Origin of the sequence: Neomegalonema sp., assembly GCF_028688855.1 — a bacterium.
Taxonomy (GTDB): Bacteria; Pseudomonadota; Alphaproteobacteria; order Rhodobacterales; family Rhodobacteraceae; genus Neomegalonema.
This window is the reverse complement of sequence record NZ_JAQTXI010000017.1, coordinates 1-21,049: the sequence shown is the minus strand read 5'-3', so window position 1 is coordinate 21,049 and position 21,049 is coordinate 1. Positions and strand designations below refer to the sequence as shown.

General features: G+C 71.5%; 15 protein-coding genes, 1 tRNA gene and 1 other RNA gene. 10 read left to right on the top strand and 7 right to left on the bottom strand.

The features are described 5' to 3' along the window. Positions 1 to 150: 150 nt before the first annotated feature. The 8 genes from tsaE to PHN62_RS12740 all read left to right on the top strand — a co-directional run bounded on the left by tsaE (position 151) and on the right by PHN62_RS12740 (position 11,775). Positions 151 to 1,668, top strand: coding sequence for a tRNA (adenosine(37)-N6)-threonylcarbamoyltransferase complex ATPase subunit type 1 TsaE (gene tsaE, locus PHN62_RS12775; protein ID WP_300151234.1), 1,518 nt, complete (start codon positions 151 to 153; stop codon positions 1,666 to 1,668). Continuing rightward, on the top strand, positions 1,665 to 2,396 hold the full coding sequence (locus PHN62_RS12770) for a nucleotidyltransferase family protein (RefSeq protein WP_300151232.1): 732 nt from the start codon (positions 1,665 to 1,667) through the stop codon (positions 2,394 to 2,396). Before tsaE ends, PHN62_RS12770 begins: the two co-directional genes overlap by 4 nt. Beyond that, positions 2,393 to 5,488 carry a double-strand break repair protein AddB gene (gene addB, locus PHN62_RS12765; protein ID WP_300151230.1) on the top strand — a complete coding sequence of 1,032 codons (3,096 nt, stop codon included), beginning with the start codon at positions 2,393 to 2,395 and terminating at the stop codon, positions 5,486 to 5,488. Before PHN62_RS12770 ends, addB begins: the two co-directional genes overlap by 4 nt. Then, positions 5,485 to 9,201: a double-strand break repair helicase AddA gene (gene addA / locus PHN62_RS12760; RefSeq protein ID WP_300151228.1), complete on the top strand. Its 3,717-nt coding sequence runs from the start codon at positions 5,485 to 5,487 to the stop codon at positions 9,199 to 9,201. Before addB ends, addA begins: the two co-directional genes overlap by 4 nt. A 49-nt stretch (positions 9,202 to 9,250) precedes the next feature. Then, a non-coding RNA gene (gene ssrS / locus PHN62_RS12755) (6S RNA) lies at positions 9,251 to 9,409 on the top strand. Positions 9,410 to 9,482: 73 nt separating this feature from the next. Then, the gene (locus PHN62_RS12750; RefSeq protein ID WP_300151226.1) at positions 9,483 to 10,052 is read left to right on the top strand and encodes a 5-formyltetrahydrofolate cyclo-ligase; all 570 of its coding nucleotides are present in this window, start codon (positions 9,483 to 9,485) and stop codon (positions 10,050 to 10,052) included. Further along, complete coding sequence (locus PHN62_RS12745; protein WP_300151224.1) at positions 10,049 to 10,879, top strand: TIGR00282 family metallophosphoesterase; 831 nt, start codon at positions 10,049 to 10,051, stop codon at positions 10,877 to 10,879. Before PHN62_RS12750 ends, PHN62_RS12745 begins: the two co-directional genes overlap by 4 nt. Before the next feature lie 152 nt (positions 10,880 to 11,031). Next, positions 11,032 to 11,775 carry a YebC/PmpR family DNA-binding transcriptional regulator gene (locus PHN62_RS12740; RefSeq protein ID WP_300151222.1) on the top strand — a complete coding sequence of 248 codons (744 nt, stop codon included), beginning with the start codon at positions 11,032 to 11,034 and terminating at the stop codon, positions 11,773 to 11,775. Positions 11,776 to 11,856: 81 nt separating this feature from the next. Here the strand turns inward: PHN62_RS12740 and prsT are convergent, their stop codons facing one another. The 7 genes from prsT to PHN62_RS12705 form a co-directional block, all read right to left on the bottom strand. Next, positions 11,857 to 14,625 (bottom strand): XrtA/PEP-CTERM system TPR-repeat protein PrsT, encoded by a 2,769-nt coding sequence (gene prsT / locus PHN62_RS12735; protein ID WP_300151220.1) that lies wholly within the window; start codon positions 14,623 to 14,625, stop codon positions 11,857 to 11,859. Positions 14,626 to 14,741: 116 nt separating this feature from the next. After that, positions 14,742 to 16,622, bottom strand: a complete 1,881-nt coding sequence (gene asnB / locus PHN62_RS12730) for an asparagine synthase (glutamine-hydrolyzing) (protein ID WP_300151218.1) — start codon at positions 16,620 to 16,622, stop codon at positions 14,742 to 14,744. 145 nt (positions 16,623 to 16,767) lie between these two features. Beyond that, positions 16,768 to 16,841: transfer RNA gene (locus PHN62_RS12725), tRNA-Gly, on the bottom strand. A gap of 51 nt (positions 16,842 to 16,892) precedes the next feature. After that, entirely contained in the window at positions 16,893 to 17,678 is a 786-nt protein-coding gene (locus PHN62_RS12720) for a glycosyltransferase family 25 protein (protein WP_300151216.1), read from the bottom strand. After that, the gene (locus tag PHN62_RS12715; RefSeq protein WP_300151214.1) at positions 17,675 to 18,475 is read right to left on the bottom strand and encodes a glycosyltransferase; all 801 of its coding nucleotides are present in this window, start codon (positions 18,473 to 18,475) and stop codon (positions 17,675 to 17,677) included. Before PHN62_RS12715 ends, PHN62_RS12720 begins: the two co-directional genes overlap by 4 nt. A 140-nt stretch (positions 18,476 to 18,615) precedes the next feature. Continuing rightward, positions 18,616 to 19,062 (bottom strand): cell division protein ZapA, encoded by a 447-nt coding sequence (locus PHN62_RS12710; protein WP_300151213.1) that lies wholly within the window; start codon positions 19,060 to 19,062, stop codon positions 18,616 to 18,618. Then, positions 19,055 to 19,357, bottom strand: a complete 303-nt coding sequence (locus tag PHN62_RS12705) for a hypothetical protein (RefSeq protein WP_300151211.1) — start codon at positions 19,355 to 19,357, stop codon at positions 19,055 to 19,057. Before PHN62_RS12705 ends, PHN62_RS12710 begins: the two co-directional genes overlap by 8 nt. A 361-nt stretch (positions 19,358 to 19,718) precedes the next feature. Between PHN62_RS12705 and gap the strand changes: the two genes are divergently transcribed. After that, complete coding sequence (gap, locus tag PHN62_RS12700; protein WP_300151209.1) at positions 19,719 to 20,726, top strand: type I glyceraldehyde-3-phosphate dehydrogenase; 1,008 nt, start codon at positions 19,719 to 19,721, stop codon at positions 20,724 to 20,726. A 142-nt stretch (positions 20,727 to 20,868) separates the two neighbouring features. After that, positions 20,869 to 21,049 (top strand): hypothetical protein (locus tag PHN62_RS12695; protein ID WP_300151207.1); only part of this gene is annotated, 181 nt, incomplete at its 3' end.

Here is a 21,049-nt window from a genome sequence, read left to right as displayed (position 1 = left end):
AGCCTGAGCGGAGAGCGGGGGCGGAGCGGGAACATTGCGCCCGCCCGCGAGAAGGTTTAAGGCGAAGACGGAAGGCCTTGCAAGCGCGGCCATGCGCCTGCGGATCCTTTCGCGCCGCCCCTCCCCCGAAGGAACGACCCCGAGGCCCCGATGGATCTTGAGCTTTCCGCCCCTCATCCGGCCGCCATGACGCGGATCGGCGCGGCCCTCGGGAGGGCTGCGGCGCCCGGCGACGCGCTCCTGCTGGAGGGCGATCTGGGCGCGGGCAAGACGACTCTCGCGCGGGCGATCCTGCAAGGGGGTCTGGGCGCTTCGGCGGCCCGCGAGGCCTCCAGCCCGAGCTTCGCGCTGGTGCACGAGCATGCGGGGCCCGGAGGGCTCTGGCGCCATGCGGATCTCTATCGTCTGCGCTCGGCTGCGGAGCTGGAGGAGCTGGGTCTTCTCCACTGGACGGAGGCGGTGAGCCTCGTGGAATGGCCGGAGGCGCTCGGCGGGCGCGCCCCTCGCGACGCCCTGCGCATCCGCATCGTCCCGACGCCCGAAGGCGGACGCCTGTTGAGCCTGACGGCCTCCGGCCCGCGCGGCGAGGCTCTGGCTGCGGCGGCTCGGGCTGCTCTGGCGGCGGCGCCCGACCGGGCGGAGGCTCTGGAGGCCTTGCTCGAAGACGCGGGTTGGAGCGCGGCGGAGCGGCTGCCTCTGGCGGGCGACGCCTCGGCGCGGCGCTATCTGCGGCTGCGGGCGGAGGAGGGCCTGACCTCCATCCTCATGGATTGCGCTCCGGCGACGGGCCTGAGCGTGACGCCGTTCGGAGCGGTGGGCGAGTGGCTGCGCGGACGGGGCTTTTCGGCGCCGGAGATCCTCGCCGCCGATCCGGAGGCGGGTTATCTGCTGCTCGAAGATCTGGGCGAGGGGCTTTTCGCGCGGCTCTGCGCCGCCGACGCCGCCCGCGAGCCGGAGCTTTACGCCCTGGCCGTGGAGACTCTGGCGCAGCTTCAGGAGGAGCCGATTCCCGAGGCCCTGAGCTTTCTCGGGACGGTTCATCGCCCTCCGGCTTACGACGAGGCGATCATCTCCCGCGAGGCGGCCTTGCTGGTCGACGTCTGGGCGCCCGCCGCCGGAAACCCCCTGGGCGAGGCGGAGCGGGCGGAATGGCTGGCTCTGGTCCTGGCGGCTCTGGCGCCGCATCGCGCCGAGGCGGGCTATGTCCATGTGGATTACCACGCCGAGAACCTGCTCCACATGCCGGAGCGCCCGGGCGCGGCGGCTCTGGGGATTCTCGACCATCAGGACGCGCGCCGGGGTTCGGGAGCCTATGACCTCGCCTCCCTGCTGGAGGACGCCCGCCGCGACGTCTCGCCGGATCTGGCGGAGGCTCTGAAGCTGCGTTTCGCCGAGCGCACGGGCCGCGATCCGCGCGCCTTCGCCTTGTCCCATGACGCTTGGGCGGCTCAGCGCAACGCCAAGATCCTGGGGCTTTTCGCCCGCTTCGCCCTGCGCGGCGATTCGCGTTACGTGAAGCTGATTCCCCGCGTCTGGAGCCATTTCCGGCGCGATCTTTCCGCGCCCGCCCTGAAGCCTCTGGCGGATTTCGTCGCGCGCCATATCCCCGCGCCCGGGCCCGAGATCCTCGCCCGCCTCGCCTCGCCGCAGAAGGAGCCCTCCCGATGACTCTCGCCCCCTCTGCGGCTCCTTCTGCGGCCCTGATCTTCGCGGCGGGCCTCGGCACGCGCATGCGGCCTCTGACCGACGACCGCCCCAAGGCTCTGGTGGAGGTCGGCGGCCGGACTCTGCTCGACCGGGCTCTGGACCGCGTGAAGGAGGCGGGAATTCCGCGCGCCGTGGTCAACGTCCACGCCTTTCCGGACCAGATGCGGGCGGCTCTGGCGCGGCGCAAGGATCTCGACATCCTCGTCTCCGACGAATCCGACCTCCTGCTGGAGACGGGCGGCGGCATGCGCAAGGCTCTGCCGCTTCTGGGTCCGGGTCCGGTGCTGGCGCTCAACGCGGACGCCGTCTGGACGGGCGCCGCGCCTGTCCCGGCCTTGCTTGAGGCCTGGGAGGGCGCGCGGATGGGCCTTCTGCTGCTCGTGGTCGAGAAGGCGCGGGCCGTGGGCTATGCGCGGGCGGGCGACTTCCTGCTGGACGAGGCTTCGCGCCTGAGCCGCCCTCCTGCGGGCGAGGCCGCGCCCTGGGTCTATACGGGGGCGCAGATCCTCGATCCGGCCTTGCTGGTCGATCAGCCGGAGGGGCCTTTCTCCCTGTCGAGGGTCTTCTTCGCCGAGGCTTCGGCGGGGCGGGCTTCGGGGCTCCGGCATGCGGGCGGCTGGGCCGACGTCGGGACTCCGGCGGGAATCCCCGCCGCCGAGGCTCTGTTGCGCGAGGCGGGAGAGGCGTGACGGGGCTCTTCTCCGATCATCCGGGCGGGGGTCCGAGATTCTATCAGGCGCCTCCGGGGGTCCACCTGTCGCGTCTGACGGCGCGCGGCGTGCTGCGGCGTCTCGGCGGAGCGCGGGCGGATCCGGCGGCTCTGGCCCGCATGACGATCTACGTCGGCACGCGGCGCGGGGCGCGCGCCCTGCGCGAGGCCTTCGCCCATGAGGCCGGGCGCGTGACCCTGACTCCGCGCATCCTGGCCTTCCCCGACGTCCCTCCGCCTGCGGGTTCTCCGCCTGCGGCGGCGCCCTTGCGGCGGGTCCTGAGCTTCGCGCGTCTGGTGCGGAGCCTGGCGCGCCATGCGCCCGACCTCGCGCGCGAGGAGGCTTCGGCGGCTCTGGCGCTCCAGATCGCCGATCTCCTCGACGAGATGCTGGCGGCGAAGATCGATCCGGAGAAGCTGAAGGATCTGGCGCCGGACGACCATGCGGCGCATTGGGCCGAATCCCTGAAGTTCCTGAAGATCCTCGGCGAGGCCTGGCCCGAGCAGCGCCGCGCCTGGGGCGTGGAGGATGCGGCGGCTCTGCGGGTGGCGGCTCTGGAATCCCGGATCGAGGCCTGGAAGGCGAATCCCCCCGAGACGCCCATCCTGGTGGCGGGCGAGGCGGGGCGTTCGGCCGTGGAGCGCGACTTCATCCATGCGGCGGCGCGTCTGCCTCAGGGGGCGGCGATCCTGCCCTGGCTGGACGACACGCTCGGCGCCGAGGAATGGCTCAAGCTGGACGAGCATCCCGAGCATCCCGGCGGCGACGCGGCGGCCCTGCTGAAGCTGGAGGGCCTGCCGCGCGATCAGGCGCTCTGGTGGGAGCCGCCCGCCGGGGGAGCTCTGGCGCGGGCGCGGCTTCTGGGCCATGCGCTGCGGCCTCCGCCCTTCACCGACGCCTGGAGCGCCGCCGAACGGCGCATCCGCGAGCTTGCGCCGGAGGCTTGCGCGGGGCTCTCGCTGATCGAGGCCCGCAGTCCGCGCGAGGAGGCGGCGGCCGTCGCGGCGGTGATGCGCCGGGTTCTGGCCGAGCCCGGACGGACGGTGGCGCTCGTCACGCCGGACCGCGCCCTGGGCCGCCGGACGGCGGCGGCTCTGGGGCGCTGGGGGATCGAGCCCGACGATTCCGGCGGGCGGCCTCTGGCGCTGACCGCGCCGGGGATCCTGCTGAGCCTTCTGGCGCGGGTCTTCTGCGGCGATCCGGGGAAGCCTCTGGCGGCGACCGAGCTTCTGAGCCTGCTGAAGCATCCCCTCGCGGCGGCGGGCGCGGAGCCCGGAGAAGCCCGACGCCGTCATCTGCGTCTGGCGCGGCGCTACGAGCGTTTCGCCTTGCGGGGACGTCGGCTCGGGCCGGGCCTGGAGGGCCTGGCCGGAGCGGTCGAGGGGGCGCTCGCGGAGGCTCTGGCCGCCGCCGTACGCCGCTCCGATCCGGAGGGCCATCGTCTGCGCGCCGAGCGTGAGGCCGGGGAGATCCGGGAGTGGATCTGCGGCCTGACGGAGATCTTCCGCCCCCTCGCGGAGGCGGCCGCGTCGCGCGAGATCGAAGGCGCGGCGCTTCTGGCGGCCCAGCGTCGGGCGGCCTTCGCCCTGAGCGACGGGGCCTCCGAGCAGGGTCCCACGGGCGAGGCCCTGAAGGAGTTTCTGGAGCGGCTGGAGGAGGCGGCTCCGGATCTCGGCCCGATCTCGCCCCGGGCCTGGCCGGCGCTCTTCGCGGATCTCCTGCGCGGCGAGGCGGCGCGTCCGCCGGGCGGCGGCCATCGACGGGCCTTCGTCTGGGGCCCCGCCGACGCCCGCGCCCAGACCGCCGACGTGGTGATCATCGGCGGTCTGAACGAAGGCGTCTGGCCCGCCTCCTCCCAGCCCGACGGCTGGTTGTCGCGGCCCATGCGGCGCGAGCTCGGGCTCGAGTCTCTGGAGGCGGAGGCGGGGCGTCTGGCGCAGGATTTCGCCCGCATCGCCTGCGGGACTCCCGAGGTCTGGCTGACGCGGGCGCGCAAGCAGGGGGGGGCTCCGGCTTCGGCCTCGCGCTGGCTGCGGCGTCTGGAGATCCTGCTCGGCGGCTACGCCCGGAGCGACTGGGAGGCCGCGCGGGCGCGGGGCGAGGCGGCCTTGCGGGCGGCCCGCGAGGCGGAGGCCGATTCCCTGCGGCCCGAGCCCGAAGACCGCCCGGCGCCGCGTCCGCCTGTGGAGCGCCGTCCGCGTCGGCTCTCGGTCACGCGGGTCGAGACCCTGGTCCGCGATCCCTACGCCATCTACGCCCGGGAGATCCTCGGGCTGGAGGCTCTACCCGCGCTGGAGGCCGAGCCGGACGCGCTGTCGCGGGGCCGGGCGCTGCATCAGGCGCTGGAGAGCTTCGTCAAGGCGACGCGGAAGGGCCTGCCGCCCGAGGAGGAGGCGCTCGCGCTCTTCGCCGGGGGGCTGGAGGAGGCTCTGACCGACCTCGCCGACCGCCCTGCGCTTCAGGAGAGCTGGCGCGTGCGGGCGATGGGCTTCGCGCGGGACTTCCTGCCGCGCGAGGCCGAGCGCCGGAAAGGGGGCGAGCGTCCGGTCCTGCTGGAGGCGCGGGGCGAGATCCTGATCCCTCTGGAATCGGGGCGACGCTTCCGCCTCACCGCCGAGGCCGACCGCATCGACGATCTGCCGGACGGCGGCTATCTGCTGGTGGATTACAAGACCGGGACTCCGCCCGGCGGCGGCGAGGTGCGGTCCTGGGCGCGTCAATTGCCCCTTGAGGCGGCGATCCTGCGCCGGGGCGGCTTCCCGGAGGTCAAGGCCGATCCGGAGATGCGGATCCGGGGTCTGCGCTACGTCTCGATTTCGCCGGGGGCGAAGGAGAGCGATTTCTCCGGCTTCAAGGAGCTCGGCTGTCCCGAAGACCTGACGGAGTTCTCGGACAAGACCCTTCAGGAGCTGATCTGGCTGCTCGAGGATTACGAGGATCCGCAGACGCCCTATCTTCCGCGTCTGCGGCCCCGTCTGCTGAAGTTCGAAAGCCCTTACGACCATCTGGCGCGGGTGGGCGAATGGGGCGGCGAGGAATCCGGCGACGGCGAAGAAGGAGGCGAGGCGTGAACGCGCGGGATTCAGCTCCTGAGGATCCGATCCGCGAGGTCGAGAAGGCCCAGCGCGCGGCGGCGGATCCGCGCTCTTCGGTCTGGGTTTCGGCGAACGCGGGTTCGGGCAAGACGCGGGTTCTGGTGGATCGGGTGGCGCGTCTGCTTCTGGCGGGGGCGCCTCCCCAGAAGATCCTCTGCCTGACCTACACCCGGGCCGCCGCCGCCGAGATGCAGGACCGCCTGTTCAAGACCTTCGGCGGCTGGGCTCTGATGGAGGAGACCGCCCTTCGCGAGGCTCTGACGCGTCTGGGCGAGGGGGGGCGCGATCTCGCGGAGGCGCGTCGTCTCTTCGCGCGGGCGCTGGAGACTCCGGGCGGGCTGCGGCTCCAGACGATCCACGGCTTTTGTGAAAGCGTGCTGCGGCGCTTCCCCGTGGAGGCGGAGTTGTCGCCGCGCTTTTCGGTGATGCCCGAGGAGGAGGGCGAAACCCTGCGTCGGGAGGCGGCGCAGCGGGCGCTTCTGGATCTGCGCGATTCGGACTCGGCGGCCGACCGGGCGGCGGCGGCGCGCTTCTTCGCCGAGGCGCGGGTGATGGACGCGGGGCCTTTCGGGCGTCAGGGCGGCCTCGAGGGTCTGGCTTCGGCGGCCTTCCTCCATCGCGAGAGCTTTCAGGCGGAGGAGCAGGCTCAGGCGGCGCCGGGGGCCTGGGCGCGCGAGGCCCTCGGCCTCAAGGAGGGCGAGACGGAGGAAGGCCTCTGGGCGGAGTTCGCCCGGGGGCTGGACCTTCCGCTTCTGGCCGAAGCGGCCGAGCATCTGCTGACCGGAAAGGGGGGCAGCGACAAGGATCAGGCCCGAGGCGCGAAACTGAAGGCGGCTCTGACGCTCTCCGGCCCGGAGCAGCGCGCCGCCTTGCGCGAAGCCCTGCTGACGAAGGACGAAGGGACCCCGCTGAAGTTTCTGATGACGGGGCCGCTCAAGAAACTTCGCCCGGATCTTGAACCTGTCCTGCGGATGCTGGCCGAAGGCCTCGCGGAGCTGGAGCCCCGCCTCTCCGTTTTTCCGGCGGCTGCGCGGGCGGCGGATTTCGCCCGCTTCGCGCGTCGCCTGATCGAGGGCTACGACTCCGCGCGTCTGCCGCGCGGGCTGCTCGATTTCGACGACCTCATCGCGAAGGCGGCGGCGCTCTTCGACGGCGACGCGGCCCGCGCCTGGGCGCTCTTCAAGCTGGACGAGGGCGTGGACCACATCCTCGTGGACGAGGCTCAGGACACCAGCCCCGCGCAATGGCGCGTCGCGGCCTCCCTGGCCGAAGAATTCTACGTGGGGCGCGGGGCCCGCGAGGGCGGGAAACGCACGCTCTTCGTGGTGGGCGACGAGAAGCAGTCGATCTACAGCTTCCAGGGCGCCGACCACGCCGCCTTCGCGGCCCAGCGCGCGCGTTTCGAGCGCAAGGCCGCAGGCGCGCGGGATCCTCTCCAGGGCGTGCCCCTGACGCATTCCTTCCGGTCTTCTCCGGCGATTCTGGAGGCGGTGGATCACGTCTTCGCCGATCCGGAGGGCCTGACCTCCGCGCCGCAGATCCTCCACCGCTCCGCCCGCCCCGAGCTTCCGGGCCGCGTGGAGTGGTGGCCGCTCTTCACGAAGGAGGAGGAGCCCGAGCCTCCCGGCTGGACGAGCCTCGCGCCCGCCTCCGCCGCGAGCGATCCCCAGACGCGGCTCGCCGAATTCCTCGCGAAGCGGCTGGCCTCCTGGATCGGCCGGGAGCCTCTGGCGCCGGGCGGCGGCCGCAAGCTCCGGGCGGGCGACGTGCTGGTTCTGGTGCGCAATCGCGGCGGCTTCTCGCGACGGCTGATCCCGGCGCTGAAGGAGCAGGGCCTCCCGGTGGCGGGCGAGGACCGCATCGGGCTGAGGGCTTCCCTGGCGGCTCAGGATCTTCTGGCGACGGCGCGGGCGGCGCTTCTGCCCGCCGATTCGCTCAGTCTGGCTTCGGCCTTGCGTTCGCCGCTCTTCGGCTTCTCCGAAGAGGATCTGATCGAGCTGACGGCCCCTTCTCCGGGGGCGCGCGGGCGCGGGAGCCTCTGGGGCGCCCTGACGCGCCGTCGCCATGAGCGGGCGCATTGGGCGGAGGCTCAGGCGCGCATGGGCGATCTGATAGCGCGGGTGGACTTTCTGCGCCCCTACGAGTTCTTCGAGAAGATCCTCTGCGCCCAGGACGGTCGGCGACGCCTCTTGCGGCGTCTGGGCTCTCCCGCCGCCGAGCCCGTGGACGAGCTTCTGTCCCAGGCTCTGGATTACGAGACCAGCCGCCCCCCGACGCTGCAAGGCTTCCTGCGCTGGATCGAGGGCCTCGGCGCCGAGATCAAGCGCGACATGGAGCAGGGCGCCGACGAGATCCGGGTGATGACCGTCCACGGCGCCAAGGGCCTGGAGGCGGAGATGGTCGTGGTGGCCGATCCGGGCGAGGCTCAGGACGACCGCCGCGAGTCCCGTCTGATCGCGGCGGGCGAGGGCGTCCTCTGGCTGGGGCCGAAGGAGGAGGGGCTCCCCGCGAAGGCCGAGGAGGCGCGTCAGGCGCGTCTCGCGCGGATCCAGGCGGAGCATCGCCGGCTGCTCTACGTGGCCCTGACCCGCGCCCGCAGGCGGCTGATCCTCTGCGGCTGGCGCAAGGGCAAGCCGAAGGCGGAATCCGCGAAGGCCACGCCCGCCGATCTGGCGGGCGCCGGAGCCGAAGGCAGTTGGCACCGCGCCGTCTGGGAGGGCCTGAAGTCCATGCCGGGCGTCCGGAGCTTCCCCCTGCCGGATGCGCCCGACTCCCTGCCCGAGGCGCTGTGCGTCGAGCGCCTCGGCGTCCCGACGCCGGAGGATCCCGCGCCCGCCCTGCTGCGGGCTCCGGAGCCGTCTGCGGAATCCTGGCCTCCCGGCTGGGACGCCGGACGGCTTCCTCCCGAGCCCGCGCCTCCTGCGCCGGTCGCGCCCTCGCGCCTGAGCCTCGACGCGGATCCCGCCGAACCCGGCTCCCCCGACGCGCCGCCGGTCTCCGCCCCCGACCCCGACGCGGCGGAGCCTCCGCCCGATCCGGCCGACGACGAGAAGCTGATCCGGGAGAAGCGCCGGAAGGCCATGCTGCGCGGCGTGGCCTTTCACCGGATTCTGGAGCGCATGGCGGAGGGCCTGCCTCTGGATGATTTCGCCGATCAGCCCGGCCTCGTGGCGCGGGCTCTGGCCCTGAGCGGGAATCCCGCCCTCGCCGAGGTCTTTCCCTCCGCCGGGTCCGGGGCGCGGATCCTGAGCGAGACGCCGGTCTTCGGGCCGGTGGCGGCTCTGGGCGGACGCGCCGTCTCGGGCTCCATCGACCGGATGATCCTGACTCCAGAGCGGATCTTCGTGGTGGATTTCAAGACCGGGCTTCCTCCGGCCCGGGAGAAGCTTCCGACGGGCTATCTGCGCCAGATGGCGGTCTATCGGGCGGCGGCGCAGGAGATCTTTCCCGGATGCGCCGTCGAGGCGGCCTTGCTCTGGCTGGACCATGCGCGGCTCGACCGCTTCCGGCCCGAAGAGCTGGACGAGGCCCTGAAGGAGGTCCGCGAGCGTCTGGAGCGCCTGCCGCCCGAGGCTTCGGCCGACGAGGCCGCCGGAGCCCCCGACGAGGAGCCCGAAGCCCCGCCTGATGCGGCGTCTCCGGCGCGGGCGGCCGCGCCCGAATCCGCGCCTGAATCTGCGGGAACCTGACCCGCTTCCCGCTTGGCGGCGGGGCTCGGGCGATGTATCCTGCAGGCGGCGGGTTCTGTCCGGTGCGAGACGCCTTGAATCCTGGTGGCCTTATATCTTCTCGCGGGAGCTGTCCCTGTTTCGGGCCGTGGTCCGGAGCACATGGCGCCCACCTGGTAACCCAGGCTCGCGAGGATCAAACCGCGTTACGGCCCATGATGGTTCCCGCCGCTTGTCCTGTCCGAAGGCCGTTCGCCCTGACCGATCCTTCATTCCCTGATCCTGTCGCGCTGAAGGCCGCCTTGCGCCGCGAGGCCCTTGCGCGTCGGCGCGCCGCTTTCGCGGCTCACGGGGCGGAGGCGGCCGAGGCCGCCGCGCGGCGGTTCATGGAGGCGGCGCCTGCGGGAGAAGGCCGCGTTCTGGCGGGCTACTGGCCCATCCGCTCCGAGATCGATCCTCTGCCGCTTCTGCGCCTGGCTCATGGCGCGGGCTGGCGGATCGCCCTTCCGGCGATCCTCGGCGAGGGACTGCCTCTGGCCTTCCGGCTCTGGACTCCTGATTCGCCCCTGACCGAAGGCCCTTTCGGCGCGCGCGTCCCTCCGCCCGGCTCGCCGGAGGTCGCGCCGGATCTTCTGGCGGCGCCTCTGGTCGCCTTCGACCGCTCGGGCGGACGTCTCGGCTATGGCGGCGGCTTCTACGACCGGACTCTGGAGGCCCTGCGGGCGCTGAAGCCGATCCGGGCTTGCGGATTCGCCTTCTCGGCGCAGGAATCGGCGCATCTTCCTCAGGAGCCGACGGATGCGCGCCTTGACGCCGTGGTCACGGAGCGCGAAACCATCCTCCTGACGCGAGAGGGGGAGACGGGCGCTTGAGGATTCTGTTTCTGGGCGATTTGCTGGGCCGTTCGGGCCGCGAGGCGGCGGTGCGCGACCTTCCGGGCCTGCGGAGCGATCTGCGGCTGGATTGCGTGGTGGTCAACGCCGAGAACGCGGCGGCGGGCTTCGGGGTGACCTCGAAGATCGCCGAGGCCGTGTTCGAGGCGGGCGCCGACGCGATCACCCTGGGCAACCACGCTTTCGACAATCGCGAGATCCTGCCCTATCTCGACCGCGATCCGCGGATCGTGCGTCCGGTGAACCTGCCCAAGGGGACTCCGGGCCGGGGTTCGGCTCTGGTGGATCTGCGCGACGGCCGGCGGATTCTGGTGGTCAACGCCCTTGGTCGGGTCTTCATGAATCCCTGCGACGACCCCTTCGCGGCCATCGACGCGCAACTGACGGCCTGTCCTCTGGGCGTGGGCTGCGACGCGGCCCTGATCGACTTCCACGCCGAAGCCACCTCCGAGAAGATGGCGATGGGCCATTGGTGCGACGGCCGGGCTTCTCTGGTGGTGGGGACTCACACCCATGTCCCGAGCGGCGACGCTCAGGTTCTGGCGGGCGGCACGGCCTATCAGACCGACGCGGGCATGTGCGGCGATTATGATTCCGTGATCGGCATGATCAAGGACGAGCCCTTGCGGCGCTTCACCACCGGCCAGCCCCTGAACCGCTACGAGCCCAAGATCGGCGAGGCGACGCTCTGCGGCGTCTTCGTCGAGACCGACGACGCGACGGGTCTGGCGACGCGGATCGCGCCCTTGCGGCGGGGCGGGCGGCTCTCGGCGGCCTGGCCCGATCCGCAAAGCGGCGGCGCCTGACGCCCTCGACGCCTCCGGCTCCGGGGGGCGGTTTTCGGCCTGATCCGCCCGGTCCGCTTGGCGCGCCGCGATTTTGGGCCTATAACACGCCCCACTTATTCCACAGCAGATCCGAGCAACACGCCCTTGACGGGCGGGGGGACAGGAGTCCGATGGCCGGCCATTCGCAATTCAAGAACATCATGCACCGCAAGGGCGCTCAGGACGCCAAGCGCTCGCAGATGTTCTCCAAGCTCTCGCGCGAGATCACCGTCGCGGCCAAGATGGGAGGCGCGGACGTCAACACCAACGCGCGCCTTCGCCTGGCGATCCGCGACGCCCGCTCGCAGTCCATGCCCAAGGACAACATCGAGCGCGCCATTAAAAAGGCCGAGGGCGGCGACGCCGCCAATTACGAGAGCGTGCGCTACGAAGGCCGCGGCCCCGGCGGCGCCTCGCTGATCGTCGAGGCTCTGACCGACAACCGCAACCGCACGGCGGGCAACGTGCGGTCCTATTTCGCGAAATACGGCGGCGCTCTGGCTCAGGACGGCGCGGTGACCTACATGTTCGACCGCGTCGGCGAGATTCATTTCCCGCTCTCGGCGGGCGACGCGGACAAGGTGCTCGAAGCGGCCCTCGAAGCGGGCGCCGACGACGTCCAGACCGACGAGGACGGCCATTGGGTCACCTGCGGCGAAAAGGACCTGCATGAGGTCTCCCGCCAGATGGAGGCCGCCCTCGGCGAGGCCGAGAGCGCCAAGCTCATCTGGAGCCCCCAGACTCCGCATGTGATGGGCGACGAGGATTCCGCGCGCACCCTGATGAAGCTGCTGGAGATCCTCGACGACGACGAGGATGTGCAGACCGTCACCGGCAATTACGAATTCCCCGACGAGATCGCCGCGAAGCTCTGATCCTGCGGCCTTCCCTTTCACATGAAAACCCCCGGCTCTTCGCGGAGCCGGGGGTTTCCTGTTCTGCTCCGGAGCTCCGGCCTACTTCAGCCGCGCCATGAGCGCCTCGGCTTCGGCGCGCGCGGAGAACTGCGCGCTTTCCGCCAGCACCTTTCCGAGCAGCGTGCGCGCTTCGGCGGTCTGCCCCGACTGATGCAGCGCATAGGCGAGATGATAGCGCGCGTCGGCGTTGTCGGGCGCGGTGTCGACGGCGGCGCGCAGCACCTCCAGACCCCGGCGCAGGCGTCCGTTCTGCACCAGCAGCCAGCCGTAGGTGTCGGCGACCTCCGGCGAGCTGGCGGCCACGCCATAGGCGCGCTCGGCGTAGTCGAGGGCGTCATGGCGGCCCAGCTCGTGGCGCAGCCAGGCGAAGTTGTTCAGCGCCGCCGGATTGGACGGATCCAGCGCGAGGAGCCGCAGATAATCCACTTCGGCCTCTTCGAGCTTGCCCGCGCTCTGGAGGCTCATGGCCCGGACCATCAGCGCGCGGCGGTCGTCCGGCGAGCGGCGGAGCCAGTCGGCGAGCCCCTCGAAGGCGGCGGCCTCCTGTCCGGCGCGGCGGCGGGCCGAGAAGAGGTCGAGCGCGAGATCCGGATCGGGCTTGGCCTGATAGGCGGCGGCGAGCCGCTCGACGGCCTTGCCGGGGGCGCCGAGCCGCAGCAGGGCGTCGGCGCCGAAACGGGCGGCGGCGACGGGATCCTGCGCCTTGAGCGCCTCGGCGGCGGCGAGGGCGCCAGCCTGATCCTTCTCGCGCACGGCCAGATCGACCAGCGCGCGGGCGATCAGCAGATCCTGCGGAGATTTCGCGCGGGCCTCGTTCAGCACCTTGCGGGCGGCGCCGAGGTCTCCCTTGTCGAAATGGGCCTGAGCCAGCATCACCGCCGAGCGCGGTTCGTCGGGCTGGACTTCGGCGAGTCGGCGCGTGGCCTCCAGGGCCTGGGCTCCGGCCTGAGCGTCGCGCAGGGCGGCGGCGGCGAAGGCGAGGGCCGCCGGATCGCGCGTGGATTGCGAGAGGCGATGGGCTTCGCGGGCGGCGCCTTCCTTGTCGCCGCGCAGGAACTTCAGCCGGATCAGGGCTTCGGAGAGCTCGAAGGCGCCGCCCGGATTGGCCTCGACGCGCTGTTGCAGCAGGCGTTCGGCCTCTTCGCCGCGCCCGACCTCCGAAAGCCCGATGGCGTAGCGCAGGGCGAGTCCGGCGTCTTCGGGCCTGGCGGCGGCGGCGCGTCCGAGCCGGTCCAGCGAGGCGGCGGGATCCTGAGCCATCTTGTCGAGGGCTTCGAGCATCTGGAGCGTGGCGTCGAAGCCGGGATCCACGGCGAAGGCGGCCTCCAGGGTGGCGCGCGAGCCCTTGAGGTCGCCGCGGGCCTCCTGCACGCGGGCGAGGAGGTTCAGGGCGTGGATGTTGCCGGGAGCGCGCTCGACGAGGCTCTCCGCGACTTCTCCGGCCTTGTCGGCGGCGCCGATGCGCAGCAGCTCGACGCCCTTGAGGATCTCGCGTCCGAGGGCGGCGTCCGCCACGGCGTTGGGCCCGATTCCGAGCAGCGCCAGGGCGCTTTCGGCTTCGCGGGCGGCGAGGACATGATTCATGCCCGCCAGGCGGCGCAACTGCTCGACGGCTTCCTGCGGGCGGTCGGCGACCACATAGGCGCCCGCCAGATGCCGCCGGGTGGTGAGGCTCTGGGGCTTCTCGCGCTGGAGCTGGCGTTCGAGGATCTGGGCGGCGGAGAGCGGCTGTCCGCTGCGCACGCGCACCATGGCGAGGGCGCGCTGAGCCTCGGCGCTGGAGGGGTTCATCATGGTGTAGCGGCCGAGGAAATGCTCGGCCTGGCCGAGATCGCCCTTGCGGTACTTGATGAGGCCGCCGAGCAGCATGGCGGGCGGGAAGGCCTCGAAGATCTGCTGGATGCCGTTGAACTCCTGGTCCGCCCGCGCGAGGTCGCCCTCGGCGAAATAGATGGCGGCGCGCAGATAGCCCACGATGGGATCGCGGGGCGAGAGCTCGGCGACGCGGGCGGCGTCCTGCTTGGCGCCGTCGAGGTCTCCGGCGGTGAGCCGGGCGCGGGCGCGGGCGGTGAAGGCGTGGGCGTTGGTGGGCAGCAGGTCGATGGCGCGGTCGAAGGCGGCGAAGGCGCCGTTCATGTCGCCGCGGGTGAGCGAGACCTCGCCGAGCATCATCCAGCCGGGGGCGTAGTCGGGGTTCCCCTTGAGGATGGCGTCGAGGGCGATGATGGCGGCGGGCTCGTCGCCGCGCAGCACGGCCACGCGCGCGAGGCCGTAGCGGGCTTCGATGCGTCCGGGCTCCATCTCGAGGGCGGCCTGATAATGGGGCTCGGCGAGATCGGGCGCGACGCGGGCGATCTGGGCGGCGCCGAGGGTCAGGCGCTTGCGGATGCGCATTTCGGGCGTGGCGGCTTCGAGGGTGACGGTCTTCACGGCGTCGTCGAAGCGGGCCTGGCCCATGAGCGCCTCGGCGAGGAGGATCTGGGCCTCGTCCGAACCGCCGAGCTCGAAGGCGCGGCGGAATTCGGTTTCGGCGGCGCCGGGAGTGTTGGTCGAGAGGAAGATCTTGCCGAGCAGAACCCGGGCTTCGGGGTCGTTGGGCGCCGACTGGAGGGCGTTCTTGGCCTCGATCATGGCCTCGCGATAGCGCTTCTCCTCGAAGAGCTTCGCGGCGCGGTCATAGGCGGGCTTCGCGGCGGGATCGACGGCGGCGAAGGCGGCGGAGGGCGCGAACCCCGGTCCCGGGGCGCCGAACCAGGCGGCTGCGGCGAGAAGGGCGACCAGGCCGGGGCGACGGGAGCGCAGGGTCATGGAGGTCAGGTCTCCGCTTGGGATCCGTCCGGCCGGAAGAGGCGCGGCGGAAGGAATGGACGAGGACTCCGTCAAGCGCGAGTCCTCCGGCTGCGCTGAAACCTACGCCTTTGGATTTAAGGAGCGCTTAAGCGGGCCTCCAGCATGAGGCAGGCCCAGAGCGCGCGGCTGTGGTCTCGGCGGCCTTCGAAGGTCTCGCGGCGCAGGCGGTCGAGCGTCCCGAGGTCGAGCCAGGGCCCGAGGGCCTCGCTGCGGGCCATGGCCTCGACGCGGCCCCGCAGCGGCCCCGTGAGCCAGGCCTTCAGCGGCGGAACGAAGCCGCGTTTGGGGGCCTTGAGGATCTCCGGCGGGGCGTAGGGCTCCAGAGCGGCGCGCAGGACGCGCTTGCCGGAGAATCCGTCCAGCTTCAGCCGCGTCGGGAGCCTCGCGGCCCAGAGCGCCAGGTCCTTGTCGAGCAGCGGATTGCGCGCCTCCAGCCCGACGGCCATCGAGGTCCGGTCGAGCTTGACGAGCATCCGCCCCGGCAGCCATGTCACGAGGTCGGCGTATTGGGCGCGGGCGAGCGGATCGTCGGTCTCGGCTTCGGCGAGGGCCTTGCGCAGGAGGTCGGCGGGATCATGAGCCTTGAGCCGGGCGCGCAGCACCGGCGAGAGCAGGGCGCGGCGCGTGGGTTCGTCCATGACGGCGGTGGCGCGGAGCAGACCTGCGGCCTGATCTCCCGCGAGGGCCTCCAGGGTGGCGCCCGCCCGGAGCGGCCTGGGCAGGGCCTCGCCTTGCGGCCAGATCCGGGCGAGGCCTCCGAAGAGCGGCCCGCGCAGACTCAGGGGCAGCAGGGACTTCGCCTTCTCCTCGCGCAGATGGAAGGGATAGCGGCGATATCCGGCGAAGATCTCGTCGCCGCCGTCTCCGGAGAGCGCGGCCTTCATGCGGCGCGCCGCCAGACGGCAGACCGCCAGAGTCGGCGCGGCGGAGGGATCGGCGAAGGGCTCGCCGAAGATCGCGGCCAGCCCGTCGGGATCGGCCATGGCCTCGGGATCGGCCTGCGCGACGAGATGTTCGGCGTTCCAGCGCTTCGCCATGAGCGCGGCGGCTTCGGTTTCATCGAGGTCGGGGTCTGCGAATCCCATGGTGCAGGCGGTGAGCGGGGCGCTGCGGGCCCGGCTGGCCATGGCGAGGGCGGCGCCGCTGTCGAGGCCTCCCGAGAGCAGCACGCCGAGGGGCGCGTCGGCGACGAGCCGCTTGCGGACGGCGTCGTCGAGCAGGGCGTCGAGCTCTTCGGCGGCTTCGGCGAGGCTGCGGCCCCGGTCTTCAGGATGGATGCGGATGCGGCCCCAGCGCCGGGCCTTGGGCCTTGGGCGTCCTCTGCGCCAGATGAGGAGCGAGGCGGGGGGCAGCTTTTCGATCCCGGCGTGGAGCGCGGTGGAATCCGGGACATAGCCGAAGGCGAGATATTCGGCGAGGGCCTCTTCGCGCAGCCCCGGCGCGCCGGGCAGGGCGGCCAGGATGGCGTCGGCGTCCGAGCCGAAGAGCAGCCGTCCGCCTTCCTCGGCGAGATAGAGCGGCTTCTTGCCCCAGAGGTCGCGCATGAGGACGAGGGTTTCGGCTTCGGCGTCCCAGAGCCCGACGGCGAAGAATCCGTCGAGCTTTCCGGGCAGGGCCTCGCCCCAGGCCTTCCAGCCGTGGAGCAGAACCTCGGTGTCGCAATGGGTGCGGAAGACGGCGCCTTGCGCCTCCAGATCGGCGCGCAATTCGCGGAAATTGTAGATCATGCCGTTGAAGACCACAGCCAGCCTTCCGTCCGCGCTGAGCATGGGTTGGGCGCCGCCTTCGGGGTCGATGATCGCGAGCCGCCGATGTCCGAGCGCGAGTCCGGGGGCGAACCATGCGCCTTCGCCGTCGGGCCCGCGTCGGGCGATGGCGTCGGTCATGGCCTTGAGCCGGGCGGGGGGGATTCCGGCCTTTCCCCGCGCGTCGAAGATCCCTGCGATGCCGCACATGCGCGCCCCCGTCTCTGCGATGAGGCGGGATCCTGGAGCATCGGCGTCAAGAATCCGGAAATCTGCGTTCCGGTCTGCAGGGCCGGCGTGAGAGGCTGACAAGTCGATTTTCAGGGGAAGGCGTCGTTTTCCGTCCGGGGGAAACTGGAGCGGGCAGCGGGAATCGAACCCGCACGAGCAGCTTGGGAAGCTGCCAGGCTACCACTACATCATGCCCGCGATTCGCCTGACCGAGAAGCTAGCGGCCTCCCGGTCGTCGCGCAAGCTTCCTCATCCTTGCGCGGGATCGCCCTGCGGGAGGGGCGCGAGGTCGGGTTTGAAGCTTCGCCGCATCTTCATGGCCACGAGGCGATCCGCCCAGAGGCGGCGTTGCTTGCGCAGACCATAGATCGCGCTGCGTCTGGCGGTCTTGCGGGTGACGGCGGCGGAATCGATGTCGCTCGCCACATTCGAGGTCGAGACGAGCGGCGGCCAGACTCCGAGGCCCCGTCCGTTGCGGGTCAGCCAGCGGCGCAGGAAATTGTCCCATGCGGCGTCGATCTTGCCGCCGCCTTCCTTGAGCATGGCCTCGGCCCCGGCGCGCGACCAGAGGATCCCCGTGGCCAGCATGGGGAAATGATGCGCCTGATAGAGCCCATAGGGGCCGAATTCCTGCAGGAGCGTGCGCATGCGCATCTTCTGGGCGCTGACGTGGACGGCGTCCCACATCGGACGAGCCTCCAGCCAGCGGCCGATCTCCGCCAGCTTTGGCGCGAGATCCGGCGCGAAGCGGCAATCGTCCTCCAGCACGAGGGCCTGCGCGGCGTCGGACTCGAGGAAGCGCCGTAGCGCCTTCATGTGGCTGAGGTAGCATCCGATCTCGCTGCCGAGGAGCGCGCGCCCCATGTAGCGGACCGCCGCGTCTTCGTCATAGAGCGGCAGATCGCGGGTGCTCTTGCCGCGTCCGTCGAAGGCGGGCACGCGCTCGAAGTCGAGGCCCTGCTCCGCGAGTCCCCGCGAGGCCGCGGCGAGCCTCTCGTCGCTGCCGTCGAGATTGATGAGATAGGTCTGAATCATGACGTGAATCCGTCGCGTCGCGCCTCGTCCAGAAGAGTCGCGACGAAAGAGCCCGGGGGAAAACGCCCATCGTGATGTTGCGTCAGATGGCGGCGCAGCTGGCTGGCCCAGAGATGCGCGCCGTAAGCCTGGTCGGGAAAGCTCGCCCGGTCGAGCCGCCCCGGCTCGGCGAAGCGCGCGAGATCCTCGATCCCCACGCCATAGAAGGCGTCACGCGGCAGGACATGGCGGTCTTCGCCATTGCGGATCAGCTCGCGCGTGAGGATCGCCGGGCCCGTGTCGCCCCAGGGCCAGCGGCTGATCGGCAGGCCGCCCGCGAGCAGATTCTTGGCCTGATAGCGCAGGCGCCGCAGGCCTTGCAGGCCTTCGGGCAGGCCGCGGGTGTCGGGCCGCAGGGCGCAGAGCGCCTTGAGGGTGGGCGAATCCTGGGGCAGGCCGAGCACCGCGTTGTTGACCGAATCCGGCCGCTCGAATCCGCAGACGTAATCCGAGGAGAAGACGAAGGGCTTGAGGGCGATCATGTCGAGATCCACCCAGACGGCGCCGGTCCTGGCGATCATGGCGTAGCGGAAGAGGTCGGCGTGGATCGCGGGACTTCCGGTCTTCTTGTGGCGCACGATGGGGTCTCCGGAGAGGATCTCCCCCGCATCCGCGATCTCGACCCCGCGCGGCGTTCCGGCGACGGGCCCGTAGGCGTAGAGCTTCACCTTCTGCCCCTGGCTGGCGAAGGACCAGAGGCTGGCGATTTCGATGTCGTTCAGACGCTCGCCGATCCAGAGCGTCGCAAGTTCTCGCATGATGGGCGCGCATCCATGAAACGTGGAGGGACGGGGCCTCTCCGCAGGAAAACCTTTGGCGTACGGCGCAAGGCTGGGCGGAGATTGCCTCAAGGCGGTCCGCGCGTCCAGAAAATCCGGATGCGGAGCTTGCGGCGGGATCAGGGCGTGGCGTCGAGCCGGTCGGCCATGCGCTCCATCTGCTCGGCGGCCTGGTCGAGCAGGTCGGCCACCATGACCTCGATTTCGGCCATGCGCTCGGGCGTGACGAGGAGGTCTTCGGCGACGGGGGCCGGGGCGGGCGGCGGCGGAGGGGGCGGGGCGGTCACGGCGGCGCGGGCCCGGCTGGCCGAGGCCTTGATGCGCAGTTCGCTGACCTGGGCCTCCAGTTCGCGGATGCGGTTTTCGGCCTCGCTGAGCTCGTCGGCGACCATGAGCCCCGAGAGCAGCATGAGCCGCGCCTCGTTGGGCGCGATCCCGACGCCCCGGGCGATCTCCCTGGCGTGATGGTCGAGCCGCCCGGCCAGTTCGGCGAGATGGGGCTCCTGCCCGTCCTGACAGGCGACGCGGTAGGCCCTGCCGTTGATCTCCAGATTCACGTCAGCCATGATGCGCGGGCCCCAGACTGCGGCGCAGTTCGGAGATGACGGCGTCGATGCGCCCGAGGGCCTCCTTGCGCAATCCCGATTCCTCGCTCTGCAGCTCCAGCGCGGCTTCGAGCTCGCGCGAGAGGCTTTCATGCTGTCCGCGCAGCCGCCGCAATTCGTCGAGGAGCATTTCGCGTCGCTCCTCGGGATCGCCTTCGGCGGCGAAGGCGTCGCGTCGCTCCATGGCGCCCTGAAGCCGTTTCAGCGCGGCGGTGAACCGCGCCGTCGCCGTCTGCAAAGCATCTCCTTCGGCCATGCGCCCCCGCCTTCGAATCCGCGTCCTGCGATCCGTTTCCTGAGGAATCTCGAATCGAACCCTTCAATGTGCTTAACACGCACCCCCCCGCCGACGCCAGCGCGACGCCGGATGGACGCCTGATCGGGGCCCGAGGCGCGGTCTTCCGGCTGCGGCTCCGGCGGCGTTGCGCGGGCCGACGGGGCGAGTCTATACAGGGCCGCCTTCCGGACGAGGGGCCTGGCCCTCCGCCCGGAGTCTTGCGGCTTTCTGCGGAGTTCCGCTCCGGAGGGGCCGCCTTTACTGTGCTGCGCCAGAGGGCGCGGGAAGCGTTCGGAACGAAGGCGAGGGGCCTTCGCGGCGCGTGCAAGGAGGATGCATCATGGCGGTTCGCGTGGCGATCAACGGGTTCGGACGCATCGGGCGCAACGTGCTGCGCGCGATCGTCGAATCGGGCCGCACCGACATCGAGGTGGTGGCGATCAACGATCTCGGCCCGGTGGAGACCAACGCCCATCTGATGCGCTATGATTCGGTGCATGGCCGCTTTCCCGGCGTGGTGACCGTCTCGGGCGACAGCATCGACGTGGGCCGCGGCCCGATCCGCGTGACCGCCGAGCGCGATCCCTCGAAGCTGCCGCACAAGGAGCTGGGCGTGCAGATCGCCCTCGAATGCACCGGCATCTTCACGGCGCGCGACAAGGCGGCGGCGCATCTGGCGGCGGGCGCGCAGCGGGTGCTGATCTCTGCCCCCGGCGAGGACGCGGACGCGACCATCGTCTACGGCGTGAACCACCAGATCCTGACGAAGGACCACCTGATCGTCTCGAACGCCTCCTGCACGACGAACTGCCTCTCTCCGGTGGCCAAGGTGCTTCAGGAGACGGTGGGGATCGTGAAGGGCTACATGACCACGATCCACGCCTACACCGGCGACCAGCCGACCCTCGACACCATGCACAAGGATCTTTACCGCGCCCGCGCGGCGGCCCTGAGCATGATCCCGACCTCGACCGGCGCGGCCAAGGCGGTGGGCCTGGTGCTGCCCGAGCTGAAGGGCAAGCTGGACGGCTCCTCGATCCGCGTGCCGACGCCCAACGTCTCGGTGGTGGACCTGAAGTTCACGGCGGGCCGCCGGACCTCGGCCGAAGAGATCAACGCGGCGGTGAAGGCCGCGGCGGAAGGCCCGCTGAAGGGCGTTCTGGGCTACAGCGAGGCGCCGCTGGTCTCCATCGACTTCAACCACGACGCCCATTCCTCGACCTTCGCCGCGACCCAGACCAAGGTGATGGACGGCGATTTCGTGCGCGTGCTGGCCTGGTACGACAACGAATGGGGCTTCTCCAACCGCATGAGCGACACCGCCGTGGCGATGGCGAAGCTGCTCTGAGCCCGGGGCCGGGAGAGGCGCAGGCCGCCTCTTCCGACCGCGCCTGACCGGAAAAGGGAAAGCGGCCCGCAAGGGCCGCTTTCTTCATGCAGGGAGCTCCGCAGGGAGCGGGGAGAAGGCGTCAGGACTTCTTGCCGCCGCCATGACCACCGCCATGACCGCCGTGTCCGCCGCCCCAGGAGCCCGAGCCGCCGCCATGGCCGCCGCCGCAGCCGCCGCCCCCCCCGCCGCCGCCGCCGCCGCCGCCGCCGCCGCCGCCGCCGCCGCCGCCGCCGCCGCCCGCGCAGCCGCCGCCGCCGCCGCCGCCGCCGACGCCGCCGCCG